Source organism: Stakelama portus (genome assembly GCF_003171655.1).
In the GTDB taxonomy this organism is placed as follows: Bacteria; Pseudomonadota; Alphaproteobacteria; order Sphingomonadales; family Sphingomonadaceae; genus Sphingomonas; species Sphingomonas portus.
The window spans coordinates 1050203-1067579 of the sequence record NZ_QFZL01000001.1 but is presented as its reverse complement, the minus strand read 5'-3'; the positions used below and the strand labels follow the sequence as shown (position 1 = coordinate 1067579).

At 66.0% G+C, this 17377-nt stretch carries 19 protein-coding genes; 5 read left to right on the top strand and 14 right to left on the bottom strand.

What is annotated here, in order from left to right:
• Positions 1–8: 8 nt before the first annotated feature.
• The gene (locus tag DKB74_RS05075; protein ID WP_161956796.1) at positions 9–2978 is read right to left on the bottom strand and encodes a sensor histidine kinase; all 2970 of its coding nucleotides are present in this window, start codon (positions 2976–2978) and stop codon (positions 9–11) included.
• 396 nt (positions 2979–3374) lie between these two features.
• On the opposite strand from DKB74_RS05075, the gene DKB74_RS05070 reads away from it, so the two are divergent.
• From DKB74_RS05070 to DKB74_RS05055, 4 genes are all read left to right on the top strand, one after another.
• Positions 3375–3821 carry a DoxX family protein gene (locus DKB74_RS05070; RefSeq protein WP_109806949.1) on the top strand — a complete coding sequence of 149 codons (447 nt, stop codon included), beginning with the start codon at positions 3375–3377 and terminating at the stop codon, positions 3819–3821.
• 134 nt (positions 3822–3955) lie between these two features.
• Entirely contained in the window at positions 3956–4471 is a 516-nt protein-coding gene (locus DKB74_RS05065; RefSeq protein ID WP_109806948.1) for a Dps family protein, read from the top strand.
• A 103-nt stretch (positions 4472–4574) separates the two neighbouring features.
• Positions 4575–5495, top strand: coding sequence for a pirin family protein (locus tag DKB74_RS05060; protein ID WP_109806947.1), 921 nt, complete (start codon positions 4575–4577; stop codon positions 5493–5495).
• A 12-nt stretch (positions 5496–5507) separates the two neighbouring features.
• The gene (locus DKB74_RS05055; RefSeq protein WP_109806946.1) at positions 5508–5897 is read left to right on the top strand and encodes an OsmC family protein; all 390 of its coding nucleotides are present in this window, start codon (positions 5508–5510) and stop codon (positions 5895–5897) included.
• A gap of 9 nt (positions 5898–5906) precedes the next feature.
• On the opposite strand, the gene DKB74_RS05050 is transcribed toward DKB74_RS05055, so the two are convergent.
• The 7 genes from DKB74_RS05050 to DKB74_RS05020 form a co-directional block, all read right to left on the bottom strand.
• Entirely contained in the window at positions 5907–6560 is a 654-nt protein-coding gene (locus DKB74_RS05050; RefSeq protein ID WP_109807140.1) for a YoaK family protein, read from the bottom strand.
• 51 nt (positions 6561–6611) lie between these two features.
• On the bottom strand, positions 6612–7955 hold the full coding sequence (locus tag DKB74_RS05045) for an alginate export family protein (RefSeq protein WP_109806945.1): 1344 nt from the start codon (positions 7953–7955) through the stop codon (positions 6612–6614).
• Positions 7933–8373: a DoxX family protein gene (locus DKB74_RS05040; protein ID WP_109806944.1), complete on the bottom strand. Its 441-nt coding sequence runs from the start codon at positions 8371–8373 to the stop codon at positions 7933–7935. The genes DKB74_RS05045 and DKB74_RS05040 overlap by 23 nt, the downstream gene beginning before the upstream one ends.
• Positions 8373–10226 carry an amidohydrolase gene (locus DKB74_RS05035; RefSeq protein WP_109807139.1) on the bottom strand — a complete coding sequence of 618 codons (1854 nt, stop codon included), beginning with the start codon at positions 10224–10226 and terminating at the stop codon, positions 8373–8375. The genes DKB74_RS05040 and DKB74_RS05035 overlap by 1 nt, the downstream gene beginning before the upstream one ends.
• A gap of 86 nt (positions 10227–10312) precedes the next feature.
• Complete coding sequence (locus DKB74_RS05030) at positions 10313–10570, bottom strand: DUF1427 family protein (RefSeq protein WP_109806943.1); 258 nt, start codon at positions 10568–10570, stop codon at positions 10313–10315.
• A gap of 23 nt (positions 10571–10593) precedes the next feature.
• On the bottom strand, positions 10594–11412 hold the full coding sequence (locus tag DKB74_RS05025) for an alpha/beta fold hydrolase (RefSeq protein ID WP_109806942.1): 819 nt from the start codon (positions 11410–11412) through the stop codon (positions 10594–10596).
• Between the two features lie 41 nt (positions 11413–11453).
• Positions 11454–12113, bottom strand: coding sequence for a hydrolase (locus DKB74_RS05020; RefSeq protein ID WP_109806941.1), 660 nt, complete (start codon positions 12111–12113; stop codon positions 11454–11456).
• A gap of 157 nt (positions 12114–12270) precedes the next feature.
• Between DKB74_RS05020 and DKB74_RS05015 the strand changes: the two genes are divergently transcribed.
• Positions 12271–12846 carry a TMEM175 family protein gene (locus DKB74_RS05015; RefSeq protein WP_109807138.1) on the top strand — a complete coding sequence of 192 codons (576 nt, stop codon included), beginning with the start codon at positions 12271–12273 and terminating at the stop codon, positions 12844–12846.
• Positions 12847–12854: 8 nt separating this feature from the next.
• On the opposite strand, the gene DKB74_RS05010 is transcribed toward DKB74_RS05015, so the two are convergent.
• The 6 genes from DKB74_RS05010 to DKB74_RS04985 all read right to left on the bottom strand — a co-directional run bounded on the left by DKB74_RS05010 (position 12855) and on the right by DKB74_RS04985 (position 17356).
• On the bottom strand, positions 12855–13199 hold the full coding sequence (locus DKB74_RS05010) for a response regulator transcription factor (protein ID WP_109806940.1): 345 nt from the start codon (positions 13197–13199) through the stop codon (positions 12855–12857).
• 25 nt (positions 13200–13224) lie between these two features.
• Entirely contained in the window at positions 13225–13965 is a 741-nt protein-coding gene (locus tag DKB74_RS05005; RefSeq protein WP_109806939.1) for a sensor histidine kinase, read from the bottom strand.
• A 25-nt stretch (positions 13966–13990) separates the two neighbouring features.
• Positions 13991–14575, bottom strand: a complete 585-nt coding sequence (locus DKB74_RS05000) for a helix-turn-helix domain-containing protein (RefSeq protein ID WP_239987376.1) — start codon at positions 14573–14575, stop codon at positions 13991–13993.
• Between the two features lie 131 nt (positions 14576–14706).
• A complete protein-coding gene (locus DKB74_RS04995; RefSeq protein ID WP_239987375.1) occupies positions 14707–15342 on the bottom strand; it encodes a response regulator in 636 nt (211 codons plus the stop codon).
• Positions 15343–15450: 108 nt separating this feature from the next.
• Positions 15451–16089, bottom strand: coding sequence for a M17 family peptidase N-terminal domain-containing protein (locus DKB74_RS04990; protein ID WP_109806938.1), 639 nt, complete (start codon positions 16087–16089; stop codon positions 15451–15453).
• A 145-nt stretch (positions 16090–16234) separates the two neighbouring features.
• Positions 16235–17356, bottom strand: coding sequence for an MFS transporter (locus DKB74_RS04985; RefSeq protein WP_109807136.1), 1122 nt, complete (start codon positions 17354–17356; stop codon positions 16235–16237).
• Between the last annotated feature and the right edge of the window lie 21 nt (positions 17357–17377).

The following is a 17377-nucleotide window of genomic DNA, read 5'->3' as shown; positions in this document are numbered from 1 at the left end:
GAGGGTGGCTATCGCCGCCCTCCGAACCCCCGCATTTTCCAGCGGCGCGGCACCCTCCACCGCCGTTCGCCGGAAAGCGGGATGCGGACGACAATCTCCGTCCCCCCTGCGGAGGGCACGGCGAAGGCGATTTCGCCGCCCAGCGCCTTGACGCGCTCTCGCATGCCGGGGAGCCCGAAATGCCCCGGACGCTCGCGGTTCCGCAGCACGTCAGCAGGCAAGCCGATGCCGTGATCGCTTAGACGTACCACAAGGGAATGTCCGACATTCTCGACGTCCACTATCGCTTCGCGCGCCTGTGCATGGCGGAGCACGTTCGCCAGCGCTTCCTCGATAATGGCGAGCAGTTGCTCGGCGCTTTGCGGCGTCAGCTTCGCAGTTGCGCCCGGACCGCGGAGCGAGACCGCCAGTCCATCCTCGCGAAAGCGTTCCGCCAGCGTTTCCAGCAAGGTCATCAGGTCGGCTTCTTCGCCGACGCCGCGCAGTCCGCTCACCCGATCGCGCGCCTGCACGATCACGTCGTCCGCACGTTCCAGCGCCGTTTCGAGCAGCGCGTGTGCCTTTGACCCGGACGGCGTAGCGTTCGCCGCAGCCTGAAAACGCAGCATCAATCCCTGCATGCCCTGCAACAGCGTGTCGTGCAGCTCGCGTGCGATCCGCTCGCGCTCGCCGATCTGTGCTTCGACGCGCGCGCGCTCCTGCGCCGTGTTTTCGCGCAGCCGCCAGAGATAGAAGAGCCAGGCCACCATCAGCAGCGCTGCCAGGCAGAGCAGGCGGAACCACCATGTCTGGTAGAACATCGGCGGGATGGTGATTGCGATCGAGGCGCCTTCCTCGTTCCAGACGCCGTCATTGTTCGCGGCAATCACCTGAAACCGCCATGCGCCGGGCGGGAGGTTCGCGTAAAACGCCTCGCGCCGCGATCCGGCGTCCACCCAGTCCTTGTCGACGCCGATAAGCCGATAGCGGAAGCGATTACGCTCCGCCGCGGCGAGGCTCAGCGCGGTATAGGTAATACGCAGGTTCTGCGTGCCGGCAGGCAGCGAAAGCGCGCCGGGGGCGGTAAAGCTGCGGCCGTTGGCGCTTGCGCTTCGAATGACCACGGGCGGCGGCTCGCGATTGGACACGATCCGCGACGGATCGATCGCGCCGACGCCGCTGTTGTTCGCGACCCAGATGCGCCCGTCGCCGCCGCGCACGGCAGTGGACTTGTGTTCGTCCTGCTGCGCGACGCCGGGCAGCCCGTCGCCGGCACTGAACAGATGGTGGCGCAGCGGGATCCCGGGAGTGGCGAGCGCTGCCACAAGCGCGGCGCGGGTCGTGCGGACGAGGCCGCGCACGCCGTTGATCCACAATGTGCCGTCGGGGGACTGTACGATCCCACTGATGCCCGACAGGTCGGGCGCGATGCGCGGATCCAGCGTGCGGAACCTTCCGCGATCGAGCAGCGCCAATCCCAGTTCGCCGCCTGCCAACACGCCAGAGGGGCCGATCGACAGCAAGGCGATATGTCCCACCCGCGGCGCGCGATCGGGAGGGACACGGTGAAACTGCCCGCGCTCCCTCCGGTACAGCTGATCGCCTGCATACAGCCATTCGCCGCCGCCGGGGCCCGAGGGGGTGTGAAACGTGCCTGGGTATGCCTGTGGATCAGACGGCGAGACGCTGTGCCAACTACCGTCCACAAGGTGGAACACGCCGCGCTGCACGACGCTGGCCCAGATGCCTCCGCCGGCATCCCGGCTCCACGATACGATCTCGCCGGGCGGGCGTGGCGTGAGGGTGCGAAACGCGCCGTTTGGCTCGAGCCGGAGCAGCCGGTCGGGCAGCGCGACGATAATATCGTCGCCATCGGCTTCGATCGTCGTAATATCGGCAGCAAAGCGGCGGACCCGTTCGGGCTGGCCGCCCGGCCGCACGCGGTAAAGGAGGTTGGCCTCGGCGATGAACACGGTGCCGTCGGCACGGACGGCAAGTTCGAATCCGCCGCGCGATCCGGGAGCTATGCCCAATGCGGTCATGGCGCTGACCGGGCGCAGCCGGTTGAGGCCAAGATTGGTGCCGATCCAGATATTGCCTTCGCGATCCTCGAGCAGAGGCACTGCGCGACGCGAGGTCAGTCCGTCCTGCACGCCGAATCGCTCGACATGCACCGGTGCAGGCGGCAAGCCCGCAAGACCGCGCATCGCCAGCACTCCGCCGCTGAACGGGGTCTGCCACAAGGTGCCGTTGCGCGCGAAGATCATCCGATCGGCGGAGGAGGGAGGTTCGCCCGGTGGCGCCGGCACTTGTGCCAGCTTCATGGCGGGACGGATATCGAAGACCTCGCCCGAGGCCCAGATCCGCCCGTCAGACCCTTCGCTCAGTCGGGACACCCCGTTGGTGCGCGCCACGATCTCGAACCGGGCAGCGCCTCGCCGGCGAACGAGGATGCGATCCCCGACATTGGCCCAGATCGCGCCGTCGCTTGCTGCAAGCACGGCGAACGCCGCTCCGGCCGGCGCGCCGGCGGCTCGTCCCATGCGTTGCCAACGACCGCGTTCAAAGCGCAACAGCCCACCGCCGATCGCCGAGCGCGCGACCCAGATCGCGCCGTCGCGATCGCGCACGATCTGCTCCACCGTCGCGCCCTGGGTGAGAAAATTGTCGAGCCGCCCATTGCGCAGGCGTGACACTTCGCCGCTGAAATAACCGATCCAGAGCGTACCATCGGGCTCGAAGGCAAGCGCAGTGATGTTGCGCGACGGGAAGCTGCCGACCCGCGGCGTCACTTCCTCGAAGCTGATCCCGTCGAACCGATAGAGCCCTGCGCCACTGCCGATCCACAGAAAGCCATCGGGCGCCTGCGCGAGCGACCAGATGTCAGGCGGGGTTCCATCCACCAGCCGCCAGGCGCGGTGATTATACTGCGCGAAAATGGGCTGCTGGGCGTGCGTCGTCTGGGGCAGCGCGGGTGCGGGCGTGAACAGCAGAGCCATTCCGAGCAACGCGACCAGCAGTGACTCACCTTTATGCGCCATCTTCCTGTCGTTCGCTTGACCCCGGTAGCGGATTTGGCGGAGCCGGTGCTGCGGCTGCAAGCGAAAAGCGCCTCGAAGCGCATTGCCGCATCGGGGCGCAGGAGTCAGCCAGAGTTGAACAGAGCGATATTGCTGTGTCCGATCGCGGTGACGCGCGACGTGCCGATCCTTTTCGATCGATTGGTCGGAACCGGAGCCCGTACGCTCGGCTCTGAAGCGTCCTTATGACTGTTCGATATAGTCGAACGTTACGAGTGATTTTATTCGACTGTTTCGTAACTCGGTTGCGACCCATTTTCCTCGCGTGACGAGAGCCACCGCGTTGGTGGCGCCACTCGCCGAAGGAGAATTGACATGCTTGCACCATCCGACACCCCTGCCGGTGTCAGCACTGCCGCCCGCATCAACATCAACACCAACACCAAGCACAGCGACTATGCTGCGCTGATCGGCCGGATCGCCATCGCTGCGATCTTCCTTCTCAGCGGCTTTTCCAAGCTCACCGCGCCCGGCGCGACGATCGGCTATATCGCGTCCGCGGGCCTGCCGCTGCCGCAGGTGGCGCTTGCGCTGGCGATCCTGGTCGAACTCGGCGGCGGCATGCTGCTGGTTTTCGGCTATCGCGTGCGGATCGTCGCCGCGGCGCTTGCGATCTTTTCGGTGGTCGCCGCGCTCGGCTTCCATTCCGACCTCGCCGACCAGAACCAGTTTATCCACTTCTTCAAGAATCTGGCGATGGCCGGCGGTCTGCTTCAGATCGTCGCGTTCGGCGGCGGGCGATTGAGCATCGACCGGCGCTGAATTGCGCGAACGGCGCGTATGCGGGCGGGAGCGGTCCCGTCCGCATAAGCGCGTCCAAATTATGTGCGTATCTGCCAAGACCTGCAACTGTCGCTACGCGATGTGCTGAGGCGAAACCCTGCGGGAGCACCCTCATGTCCAATGAACTTTCCCAGCGTCTCGGAGCGCCGCTCGCCACACCCAGCGGCCTTGGCGACAATGCCACGCGCGACTTGTCCGCTGCGCTCACTGCGCTGCTGGCCGACACGTTCGCGCTCTATGTGAAGACCAAGAATTTCCACTGGCACGTCTCCGGCCCGCATTTTCGCGACTATCATCTGATGCTGGACGAGCAGGCGACCCAACTCTTCGCCACCACCGATCCAATCGCCGAGCGCGTTCGCAAGATCGGCGGCACGACGATCCGATCGATCGGCGACATCGCGGCAAAATCACGCGTGCTCGACAATGACGCCCCGTTCGTCGACGCAGGCGACATGCTGGCCGAATTGCGCGACGATAATGGAGAACTCGCCCGGCGCATGCGGGCAGTGCACGAGTTGTGCGACGAACATGGCGATATCGCGACCGCCAGCCTGCTGGAAAACTGGATCGACGAAGCCGAGCAGCGGCGCTGGTTCCTGTTCGAAGTGACGCGGCACGGGCGCTGAACGTTCAACTTTCTCGAAAGCGCCTGCACGTTCTTTCCTGCTGCCGGCCGCTGGCCGCGCACTCCAGCATGCGGCCATTCACGTCATTGGGAAGGATTTGACCATGACCCTGCGGTCCAGCGACCATGATGCCATCGACTTGATCCTCGTTCCGCCCGTGCGCGATCTGGGCGACGGGTTCAGCGTGCGCCGCGCACTGCCATCGGCGCACCGCCGGATGGTGGGGCCGTTCATCTTCTTCGACCAGATGGGTCCCGCCGTGTTTCGCGGCGGCGAAGGGCTCGATGTGCGTCCGCATCCGCATATCGGCCTCGCCACGATCACCTATCTGCTGGACGGCGAAATCCTGCATCGCGACTCGCTCGGCTCGGTGCAGTCGATCCGCCCGGGCGAAGTCAACTGGATGACGGCGGGCAGCGGCATCGTTCATTCCGAGCGCACCGCACCCGAACTACGTCCGGCCGGCAGCAGCCTTTTCGGGCTCCAGACCTGGATCGCGCTCCCCGCGCAGTATGAGGAGCATGCCCCCGAATTTGTCCATCACAAGGCGGCCGAGATCCCGAAAAGCGAAGGCGAGGGGCTTTCGCTCACGCTGATTGCCGGCACTTCGGATGGCCTGCGCTCACCGGTGAACACCTATTCGGACATGGTCTATGCCGATCTCGTGCTCGACGCAGGTGCGCGCTACCGGTTGAAGGCCGAGCATGTCGAGCGCGCGCTCTATGTCGTGAGCGGCGACGTGATGATCGAGGGGCAGGGCGGCGGGTTTGCCCAGCACGAGCTCGTGATTTTCAAGCCGGGTGCCGAAGTGGTGATCCGCGCTACGTCGTCCGCCCGCCTGATGCTCGTCGGCGGGGAACCCATGGCCGAGCCGCGACACATCTACTGGAACTTCGTTTCTTCATCGAAGGAGCGGATCGAACAGGCGAAAGCCGATTGGCGCGCGGGCAGGTTCCCAGCGGTGCCCGAGGAGAGCGAGTTCATCCCGCTGCCCCAGGATCCCAAGCCGGTTCGCTACCCCTAGGAGACACGAGCGATGCGATGCACCGCGCGCATGGCGCAGCCCGAGTTTCGTACCGAAATCGCGGTGGGTGGCCACGCTCTTGTCGCCGACGAGCCTGCTTCGCGCGGCGGCGGCGATGCCGGGCCGGCCCCCTATGATCTGCTGCTCGCGAGCCTTGCCGCCTGTACGTCCATGACGCTCCGCATCTATGCCGCGCGAAAGGACTGGCCGCTCGAAGGGCTCGAGGTTGAACTGTCGCTGCTCGGAATGGGCGAGACGCTCCGCATCAGGCGCACGCTGGCGATTGGCGGCCTTGATGCCGAGCAGCAGGCGCGGCTGGCGGACATCGCCGAGCGCACTCCGGTCACATTGACGCTGAAGCGCGGCCTGCCGATCGACACCCGGCTTGCTCCGCAGGAGTAGGCGCACCCCTCAGGGCGCTTTCTCCATATCCGGATGCGCGCTGCACGCGATCGTCGCTGCGAGGATCACCGCGCCGGTGATTGCCAGCGGCAGCGCCAGGCCGAACTGCAGCACCAGCACCCCGCCCGCGAGCGCGCCGAGGAAAAGCACGCCAACGGCGGCCATGCGGCGCCCCCAATTGGGATTCGTGCCGCGCGCGAAATGCGAGTCGGCAGCCAGTCCTGTCAGCGTCAGCGTCAGCACGGTGGTGGTGAGATCCGGCACCTTCAGCTGGCGTACCGTGCCGTTGCGATATCCCATCGCAATTCCGGTCAGCGCGATGATCGCGAACAGGCGCGGCGCGGGTGACAGGCTGGCGACGTCATAGTCGAGCGCGAGTGCGGCCGCGATCCACAAGAGCGCCACTTCGATCAATGCAGATCGGAGCAGCCACTGGCGAAGCGGCTTTTCGCGATGCGCCACGCCCAATCGTCCAGCCAGCAGCGCGCCCAGCAGGAAACTCGCCAGCGCTGCGAGATACGGCGCGACGGCGAAGCCGGGAGCACCGGCCACGGCGAATCCCAGGAACACGATGTTGCCGGTCATATTGGCCGTGAAGACCTTGCCGAGCCCGAGCACGCTGACTGCGTCGACCAGCCCGGTGGTGAAGGAGAGCACGAGCATCAGCCATGCGAGCGGCGACAGCGTTTTGGTACCGGGCACGAAGGGCTCCTTTCAGAAGCGGAAGCTGGTTTCCAGCGCGAGCAGCGTCATGGTGCGCCCGCCGCCGGTGTCACGAAGGAAAGCGCCGGGACGGAACAGCGACGCCGACAGCAGCAGGTCGAGGACGGGCGTGGCCTGCCATTCGATCACTGCCTCTGCCTGCGATCCGATGTGGCGGGCGCGGCTGTCGCCGGGCGCACGCAACAGGTTTCCGGGGATGCCGTACACGCCGTCATTGCGCGATTGTCGCCAGTACAGGTTCGCGGCGATGCTGGCGCTTACGCCGTCCGCCGGCACAATGCTGAGCTTTGGATTGAGATTGATCAGATTGTAGGGGCCGAGCGGAGTCAGCTCGCCGAAATACTTTGCCTTTGGATAGAGCGCGTCGAAAGTGCCGATGCGGCGGTCGCCCGGCTTTGTATCGCCGCTTGCGACGTCGAACCGAAGCTGTGCATCGGCGGGCATGTTGCCCAACGTGAAGCCGCGCCCCATTTCGGTCGCGACGGTCCAGGCGCGAACCTTTGCGCCGCCGGCGGTGCCGACCTGCGCAACCCCCTCGACGTTCCAGTGCCAGTCGGCATGGCTGCCATGGACCCGCATACCGAAGCTGTGGCGTACTTCTGCGCCGCGTGCGTCCGGCGACCGGGGCGAACGATTGCGCTTGCCGAGATAGTAGAAGTCAATCTGCGGCAGTGCGGCATAGGCGCCCCATAGCAATTCGGCGTGCGAGCTGTGATCGTCGAAGTCGCGCGTTCCCGGCGCGACCGGTCGTAAGGCGAGCAGCGAAAACGTCGCGTCGCCACGCGCCAGATCGACCCGCACCCCGTCGAATGCGCGAGGCACGTTGACGCCATAGCGCGTGCCGACCAGGCGCTCGCTGCCGAGGATCACCATCTGCCGCCCGGCGCGCAGGGTCACGCCATCCAGCGAAACTTCGCCGAACCCCTGAAGCAGGTCTGCTCCGGTCGTATCGGTCCCGCCTGCGTCAGGCCTGATCCCACCTGCGTGCGTCACGATCGGCTGCACGAACGCGCGGAACGGCCCGGCATGCGCGTCGAGATAGGGGAGCAGGCGAAGGTAACGGTCGGTCTGGTCGGGCGCGTCGCCCCACAGATTGCCGTCATAGCGCTCGACCCGCGCACGGATCTCGACGCCGGTGCCGATCCAGGCGTCGCGCCCGATCGGCTGGTATTTGAATCGCTCGATCCAACGCCCGGTGTGCGCCGCCGGTTCGGCGAGCACCGACCAGTCCTCGTCATAGCGCAGCGTCGTGGGTTCGGGCTGCGCGGGGGCTGCATCCTGCGCGGCGGCGGGCGCGGCGTAGAGCGCCAGACTAAGCGCGAATGCGGCGCGCATGTTCCGCCACCAGCGCGGCGAGCACGAAGCCGCCGATCAGCCCGATATGCTCGAAAAACGCATTCGTCGCCATGAAGCGGTCCTGCCCGGCGGGCAGGTTCCAGAAATCATTCGCGACCAGCGCGGCGAAGCCGGTGAAGACGCCGAGCATCCCAGCGCCGAACCACACGAACCGTCCGGCGAGGATCAGAACCGGCCCGATCAGTTCGACTGCGATGGTGATCGCGGCCCATATTGCGGGCGGGTGCATCCCGAAATGCGCCTGCTCGGCCACTGCCGACGGCCAGTCGGTGAGCTTGACCAGACCGCCGAGAAGATAGGCGCCGACCAGCGCGAACCGGGCGAGAAACCAGGTCCAGCGCCAGTCGAGGATGCGATGGACGAAGCGCGGTTCGGCGGCAGGGGCGGGCGGAGCCATCAGACCGCCCAGCAGCCGCAGCCCAGCGCGCCCCAGAAGGTCTGGACGTCGGCGGCGGGCACGTTGGCGCCAAGCGCCGCCGCATGATCATGGCCATGGACGTTGCAGGCATGCGCGCAGCCGCAAGCGGCAGTCAGCTTGGCCTGCGCCTCGGTGCTGCGGTGATAACCGCCGAACGTCGCGACCGGCGACCAGTCCGGCATGACCGGTGGCAGCGGCGGGGCAAGCCCGGCGAAATCGCGCTCGCCATGGACGACTTCGCCGCCCAGCACGGTGAGCATCGAGCGCAGATGGACGATCTCATCCTCGGGCACGCTGAAATAATCGCCCGAGAGAACCACGAGATCGGCGAGCTGGCCCGCCTTGATCTGTCCCTTCTTGCCGACTTCGTTTGAAAACCATGTGTTCTCGTGCGTCCACATCGCCAGCGCCTTGTCGCGGCTCATGCGATTGGCCACAGGATAGAGGCCGAGCCCGCCAACGGTCTTGCCGGTCACGAGCCAGCTCAGCGACACCCACGGATTGTAGCTGGCGACCCGCGTCGCGTCGGTGCCCGCGCCGACCGGAATACCTGCCGCCTGCATCCGCGCGATCGGCGGGGTACGCTCGGCCGCCCGGCTGCCATAGCGTTCGACGAAATATTCGCCCTGATACGCCATGCGGTGCTGCACTGCGATGCCGCCGCCCAGCGCGGCGATGCGATCGATGTTGCGGTCGCTGATCGTCTCGCAATGGTCGAAGAACCAGTTGATCCCGGCCAGCGGGATGTCGCGGTTCACCTTCTCGTACACGTCGAGCGCGCGACCGATCGTCTGATCGTAGGTGGCGTGGAGCCGCCACGGCCAGCGATTCTCGGCGAGCAGGCGGATGACGGGTTCGAGGTCGCCTTCCATGCTGGGCGCCATGTCGGGCCGGGGCTGGCGGAAATCCTCAAAATCGGCGGCGGAATAGACGAGCATCTCGCCCGCGCCATTGTGGCGATAGCGATCGTCGCCCTGGCCCGGCGACACCTGTTTCACCCAGCCGGAAAAGTCCGCCAGCTCTTCCTTCGGTTTCTGCGTGAAGAGATTGTAGCTGATCCGGACGGTCAGATGGCCGTCCTCGTGCAGCTGCTCGATAATCGCATAATCATCGGGGTAATTCTGGAATCCACCGCCCGCGTCGATCACCCCGGTGACGCCGAGCGAATTCATCTCGCGCATGAAATGCCGGGTCGAATTTGCCTGATAATCGGGCGGCAGCTTGGGCCCCTTGGCAAGCGTGGCGTAGAGTATCGTGGCATTGGGCTGGGCGAGCAGCAGCCCGGTGGGATTGCCCGCCGCGTCGCGCACGATCTCGCCGCCCGGCGGATTGGGCGTATCCTTCGTATAGCCCACTTGGCGCAGCGCCGCGGCGTTCAGCAACGCGCGATCGTAGAGGTGGAGGATGAACACTGGCGTGTCCGGTGCGACGGCGTTGAGCTCGTCGATCGTCGGCAGGCGCTTCTCGGCGAACTGGTGTTCGGTAAAGCCGCCGACGACGCGCACCCATTGCGGGCTGGGCGTGCGCGCGACCTGTGCGCGTAGCATCTCCATCGCGTCGGCGAGGCTCGGCACGCCGTCCCAGCGCAGCTCGAGATTATAGTTCAGTCCGCCGCGGATGATGTGCATGTGGCTGTCGATCAGCCCCGGGATCACGCGGCGTCCGCCGGCGTCGATCAGCTGTGCGTCGGGCGCGGCGGCAGCGCGTGCATCCTGCTCCGATCCGACGAACAGGAATTTGCCGTCGCGCATCAGCACCGCCTCTGCCTGCGGGTTTTCGCGGTCGAGTGTGGCGATCCTGGCGTTGACGAGCAGCAGGTCGGTGGGTGCCATTTCGGGTCTCCGGGCATGAGCGAGCAGGGGAGCGGCGAGCGGCAGCAGCGCGGCGCCGGCAACGGTCTGACGGCGGGTGAGGCGGGTCACGCCGCGCCTCCGTCACCGCGCTTGTTATCGGGAAGCTTGCCGAGGACGTGTTCGGCGCCTTCGTTGCGCAGGAAAGTACCGACCTCGCGCCCGGCGAACAGATGCCGTGCCGCCGGTACGACCTGTTCGCCGATCAGGATGCCGAGCAGGCCCAGCAGCGCGATCATCGGCGGCGCGGGGGAGCGGACACCGAGAAGGCTGTAGATCACGCCGATCAGCAACCCCGCGCCGAGCGAGATGAGATAGGGCTTCATCGACAGCCTCCCCGGTGCTGCATTCAGCTGCGCGCGAAGGCGAGCAGGTCGGCGTTCAGCCGATCCTGGCAGATGGTGGGCACCGCATGCGGCGCACCCTGATAGACGTGGAGCGTCGCGTCGGAGATGATCTCGACCGCCTTGCGCGCGGTGATGTCGATCGGGACGATGTCGTCGGCGTCGCCGTGGACGATCAGCACCGGCACGTCGATCTTCTTCAGATCCTCGGTAAAATCGACGCCCGAAAATTGCTCGACGCACTCATACTGGCCGTGTGCGCCGCCGGCCATGCCCTGTTGCCAGAAGGCGTAGCGGAAGCCTTCGTCCTTCGGCACGCCCTTGTCGAAGCCGAAGAAGACCTCCGGAAAGCTCAGATAAAAGCCCGAGCGATTGTCGAGCACGGACTTGCGGATGCCGTCGAACACCTCCTGCGGCAGGCCGTTGGGGTTGGTCGGCCCCTGCTTCATCAGCGGGACGACCGAACTGACGAACACCATCTTGCCGACACGCGCGGTGCCGTGGCGGCCGACATAATGCGCGATCTCGCCGCCGCCGGTCGAATGGCCGACCAATACTGCGTCGTTGAGATCGAGCGCGTCGAGCACAGCGCCCAGATCGTCGGCATAATGGTCCATGTCGTTGCCCCTGGCGGGCTGATCGGACCGGCCATGGCCGCGGCGATCATGCGCAACGACGCGGAAGCCGTTATTGGCGAGGAACAGCATCTGCCCGTCCCAGGCGTCGCCATTCAGCGGCCATCCGTGCGAAAAGACGATGGGGCGGCCTTCGCCATATTCGCGGTAGAATATCTGGGTGCCGTCCCTGGCAGTCACATAAGGCATGGTCTTGGTCCTTGAATGGGGGAGGTCTGCGCGCTTTGGGATCAGCCGTGTCCGCCTTCCTGCGCGCCGAACATCGCCTTGGCGTAGGTGACGCCCAGCCCGTATCCCCCCGCGAACTTCTTCGCCGTGCCGGTGGTCGCGTCGTAGGTTTCGGTGCGTGCCCAGTCGCGCTGCAGCTCGAGCAGATATTGCAGCGACGTCATCGGCACCGCGCCGAGCTGGATCATCCGCTGCACCGCGCGCTCATGCGCTTCGGGCGACACATCGCCACATGCGTCGGCGATGAAATAGACTTCAAACCCCTGATCGATCGCCGAGGCGACGGGGCCGACGATGCACACGCTGGTCCACAGGCCCGCCATCACCAGCCGGGGCTTGCCGATACGATTGACCTCCTCGATCACTGCGGCGTCTTCCCAAGTATTCATCGACGTGCGATCGAGCAGCGTCTTGCCGGGGAAGGGGGCGGTGATCTCTTCGAACATCGGTCCGGAGAAAGCCTTGGCGGCGACGGTCGTGAGAATCGTCGACACGTCGAACACTTTCGCCGCGTTCGCGATCAGCGACGCATTGGTGCGCAGCATGCCGATGTCGATCGAACGCGTGGCGAATGCCATCTGCGGCTGGAAATCGATCAGGATCAGTGTGTGGTCGGCGGGGGACAGCAGGGTCTTGCCCGGCGTGGCGGTGGCATTCGGCATTGCGCGGCTCCTCGTTGCGCGGCTTGGTCGCATGCAACGTGGCTCGGGGCGGATGCGCATTCTTGTCGAATCCGGTCGCAATGTGGCGCATCGGCGCATGCCGACCCCCTACCATCGTATGGCTGCCGCTCGCGCGGGAGCACGGCACAGCTGGCGCATGTCAACGAACCGACTGGAAGCCTTTACCGACGGCGTGCTCGCCATCGTGATCACGATCATGGTGCTCGAGCTGCAGGTGCCGGCGGGCGCTACGCCAGCCGCCGCGCGGGAGGCGTTTCCCGTGCTCCTCGCCTATATACTGAGCTTCATCAACGTCGGGATCTACTGGAGCAACCACCACCACCTGTTCCAGGCGACCGATCGTGTCGACGGCCGCGTCCTGTGGTGCAACCTGTTCCTGCTGTTCTGGCTGTCGCTGCTGCCCTTCGTCATCCGCTGGCTGGATGAAGCGGACTTTGCTGCCGCGCCCACCGCCGCCTATGGCTTCGTGCTCTCGATGGCGTCGCTGGGATGGCTGCTCACCGGCCGTGCGATCGTCGCCAGAAATGGCATCGGGTCAGCCGTGGCCCGCGCGCTCGGCCGCGATCGCAAATCGTGGTGGAGCATGTTCGCCTATGGCGTGGCGACCGCCGCAACGCTCGTCAGTCCGCTTCTGGCGATCGGCTGTTATGTGGCGATCACTGCCCTCTGGCTGATCCCGGACAGTCGGCTGGAGCATGCGCTCGACGATTGAAGGTCGCGTTATGCAAGCGCGGCGCGGATCGCGCTGGCCAGGTGGTTGGCCGTATCCGATTTCGGCAAGAGTGCCGTTGAACCCAGCTGCATGGCCACGGCGCGAACCGCGTCATCCAGGAAGCCGGTGACAAGGATGACGGGGACTTTGCTGCCTCGCGTTTTGAGCGCGCGCTGCAGGTCGATACCGGACATGCGCGGCATCTGCACATCGGATATGATGCAGACCGCGCCGCAGTCCTCGATCAGAAAGGCTTCGGCACTGGCGAAGCTCCGCGTGACATAACCGAGCGAACGAACGAGCATCTCCGTTGCAGCACGTGCGAGCGTGTCGTCATCGATGATGGCAATCACTGCGGATCCGCAACCGGGCGTCGGATCATTTGGCACATGGGAGCGCCAGGGCGAAGCGCGTGCCAGCGCCCGGCCGCGATATGAAGGAAAGCGGGTGGCCAAGTTCGTCGGCAAGCTGGCGTACGAGTGCGAGACCAAGCCCCATCCCCGGCGACCGGGTAGCGCCCCGGACGCCGGGTACGAACATTCTGCGCTGCAACCCCGCCTCGATGCCGGGCCCGCGGTCCTGAACGATGCAGACCATCGTGTCGCCGCATCGCCGCGCGCCGACCAGCACCGGTGCGCCTCGACCGTGCTTGAGCGCATTGCCGATCAGATTGCCCAAAATCGTGCACACCAGCGCGTCGTCGGTGCACACCAGCCCCGAGCGCGGCACGAAGCGCAAATCGACCCCTGCCTCTGCTGCGGAGAGCCTCCAGTTGCGCTGAAGATCGGCGAAGATGTCGGACAGGTTGCGCCTGCGGATGTCGGGGCCGGGGTGGGACTCGGAAAGCGCTGCCGCGTCGGCGAGTTGAGTCAGGCCATCGGAAATCCGCATTACCTGCTCGATTGCGGCATCTGCCCAAAGACATTCGGTCGTGCCGAGCGTTTCGGGCGCCAGCCGCTCGACTGCGCGCAGGATGATCTGTAGCGGCTGCTTCAGATCGTGCCCCATCGTGGCCATCAGCAGATTGCGCTGGCGCAGCGCATGTTCCAGCGAGGCGATTCGGTCGCAGCGCGTCTCGATCAGGCCGGCCATTGGCGGCGGAAGCTGCATCGGGGCCATTCGCTCGTCTCCCACAGTGAGCCGTTCATCCGTTGCGGCACGCGCGCCGCCATGCCAGCGGCGTTTCGCCGATCAGCTTGCGGAAAAGCCGCGTCAGATGCGCCTGATCGGTAAGGCCGCACGCGCAGGCTATCTGACTCAGCGTGTCGTCGGTGGTGAGCATCAGCCGCTGCGCGTGGCGCACCCGCTGACGGGTAAGGAAGTTGTGCGGGGTCTCTCCCACGCTCGCCTTGAACGCACGGCAAAAATGGCCGCTGCTCAGCCGCGTCACGCGCGCGAGCGCTTCCACCGGCACCGGTCCCGACAGATGCTCGTGTATAAAGGTCAGCGCACGGCGCAGCTGCCACGGTGCCAGGCCGCCCTTTCGCGGAGCGCCGGCAAGCCGCAACGGATGCGCCTGTGGCAGCAGCAGGCTTTCGAACGTCGCCTCTTCGTCGGGCGTCTGAAACATTCCCGCGATGCGATCGAGGCACATGAGTACGCGATCCGGATCGCTTTCGACGGAAGCGCGCGCGCTGGCGAGCAATTCGCGCAGGGTACGCAGTTCGCGCCCCGGCATGCCGGCCAGCGGAATGCCTGCGGCTGTGCGCAGCGCGTGTTGGTGCAACATCGATCGCCTCCGAATCTTTTCTGAAGGCTTTTTCCGAGATTGCCGGACCGGCCGGTATCGAACGATGAGGACGCCGTCGCAGCCCACCGCATGGTGCGATCATACGGAAGTATGGGGTAGAGCTGAGGAAATCAGATCTCGATGATGCCCCGCCGGGCGGCGAGCATCACCGCGTGCGTGCGGTCGAGCGCCCCGAGCTTGGCAAAGATCGCTTTCATATGACCTTTGATCGTGTCCTCGGACAGCGAGAGCCGCGCGGCGATTTGCTTGTTCGAATTTCCCTGCGCAACGAGCTCAATCACGTCTCGCTCGCGCGGAGTAAGTCGCTGGTCTTCCATGTGCAGCGCGATCTCGCTCGCCACTTCGGCGTTGAGATGCTTTCCACCACTGTGCACCGACCGCACCGCGTCGAGCAATTCGCGGCGCAAGCTGCTCTTGAGGAGATAGCCCGACGCGCCTGCGCGAAGCGCCTGCAGCGCGCGCGCGTCTCCCGAATATGTCGTAAGCACGATGATGCGTGCGGCGGGAAATTCCTCGCGGATCCGCGCGATCGCGCTGACCCCGTCCAGATCGGGCATCTGGAGATCGATCAGCAGGATGTCGGGCCGGGTCTCGCGATACAGCGCGATCGCCTCGATCCCGGTGCCCGCTTCGCCGACGAGCGTCATGTCCGCCTGGCCGTCGATTACCGCCTGTACGCCTTCGCGCAGCAGCGGGTGATCGTCGACTACGGCGATGCGGATGCTCTGCCCGGTATCACTCGGCACAAGCCTGCTTCCTAACCGTTGCGGATGTCGGCGCGGCTATCTCCGCCGATGGCCTCGCTATACGCGCCTAGCCTCAGCGGCGGCAAGCGGCGGCGTGAGCGGACGCATTTAAGCCTTGGGCAGCCCGCGCAGCTCGTGAATGGTCACATCGCGCCATTCAAGTCCGGGTGCGAAGATCCAGAGCCGCAGCGCCGGAGGCGGTGCGCCCCGCGGTCGCGTTTCCAGCACGCGACGGGCACCGGCGAGCATCGCTGCCGCGGTTCCGCGCGTAGCGGCGGGGGTCAGCCCGCCATCCTGAAGCCAGGGTGCGAAGCGCACGCTCGCCACGCCCAACAGCAGCGTTTCGCGCATTGCCGACGCCGCCACCGCGGCGGCTGCCTCGGCATTCCAGTCACCCAGTTCGCCCAGCCCGACAAGCAGCACGGCACGCGCTGCGATCGAGGCGGGCGGCGCGGAAAGGAGCAGGGTCTCGCCACGCCGGCCGGCGAACAGATGGTCCCGGCCCAGACCATGCAGCGCACCGCTCAGCGCGGCGTCAAGTCGGCCCAATGCGCCGCCGAAGCGGTGATGCGGCGGATGATGGGCGAATAGTCCGGTGATGAGCAACTCGGCTTCGGCATCCGGGTTCTCTTCGCCGGCGACGGTGAAGAGAACCCCGTGGATTTCGCTCACCGTGACACGCGTCTGCGGCGTGCCCGCCGTTCCGGCAACTTGCTCGTCATCCATCGCGGCGGCCGCTCTGGGCATATCCCGCCGGCTTTTCGCTTCGCTGCATCACGTTCCTTCCCGGCGACATGAGGATGCAATTGCGCCTGCCGGTGTGGGGAAACTTGTCGAAATGGAACGCGATTTGGACGCAGATGCTGCACGTCCGTGTGCAGGTTCGCTGCGGCTAGCCTCTGCCTGCAAAGCTGCGCAACTGGAGGAGGGCGGCGATGGCGCCCAATCCGCCTCCCAACAGCGACACGGCCGGCCAGCCGCCGATCGCCCAGGCCTGAGTCGCCGCGGCCGAGCCGAAGGCGCCGCCGAGGAACATCGACCCCATGAAGATGGTATTGAGGCGGGCGCGTGCTTCCGGCCGCAGCGCGTACACGATGTGCTGGTTGGAAACGAGCGCGCTCTGCACCGCGAAATCGAGCAGGATCACACCTGCAATGAGTCCGGTCAGCGACACCCAGAAGCCGAAGATCAACCAGGATATAAGCGTCAGCAGCGCGCCGAACGCAATCACGCGATGCGGGCCGCGCCGGTCGGCGAAACGCCCCGCGACGGGCGCTGCGAAAATCCCCACGGCACCGACTATACCGAACAGCCCTGCCACCTCCGCGCCCAGCCCAAAGCGCGGCCGCTCCAACTGAAACGCCAGGATCGTCCAGAACGCAGTGAATGCTCCGAAAATCAGCGCCTGCGTCATTGCAGCGAGGCGCAGTTCCGGCAGTTCCCGCCACAGCGTACCCAGCGAAGCGATGAGGCGGCGATAGGGGATGCGGGCATCGGGCCGACTGGCCGGAAGCGTTCCCCACATCAGCGCACCGGCACCCAGCGCGAGCGGAACGCCGAGCCAGAACATCTCGCGCCATCCCGCGTGGGCGGCGACGAAGCCGGCGAGCGTGCGGCTGAGCAGGATGCCGCAAAGCACGCCAGCCATCACCGTCCCCACTGTCGCGCCGCGCCGTTCAGGCGGGGCGAGGTGCGCCGCGAACGGAACGATCTGCTGCGCCACAGTGGACGCGATGCCGAGCGCCAGTGACGCAACAAGCAGCGTTGCCGCTGAAGGCGCAGCTGCCGCCGCTACGAGCGACGCGGCGAGCACTGCAAACTGGATGACGATGATCCGCTTGCGCTCGACCAGGTCTCCCAATGGCACCAGCAGAAACAGCCCCGCCGCATAGCCAAGCTGCGTCGCAGTGGGGATCAGCGGCGTGAGCGGCCCCGGCAACTCGCGTTCCATCACGGCGAGCATCGGCTGATTATAGTAGATGTTGGCAACCGCCACACCGGCTGCGGCTGCCATGGCAAAGATGCGTCCCTGCTT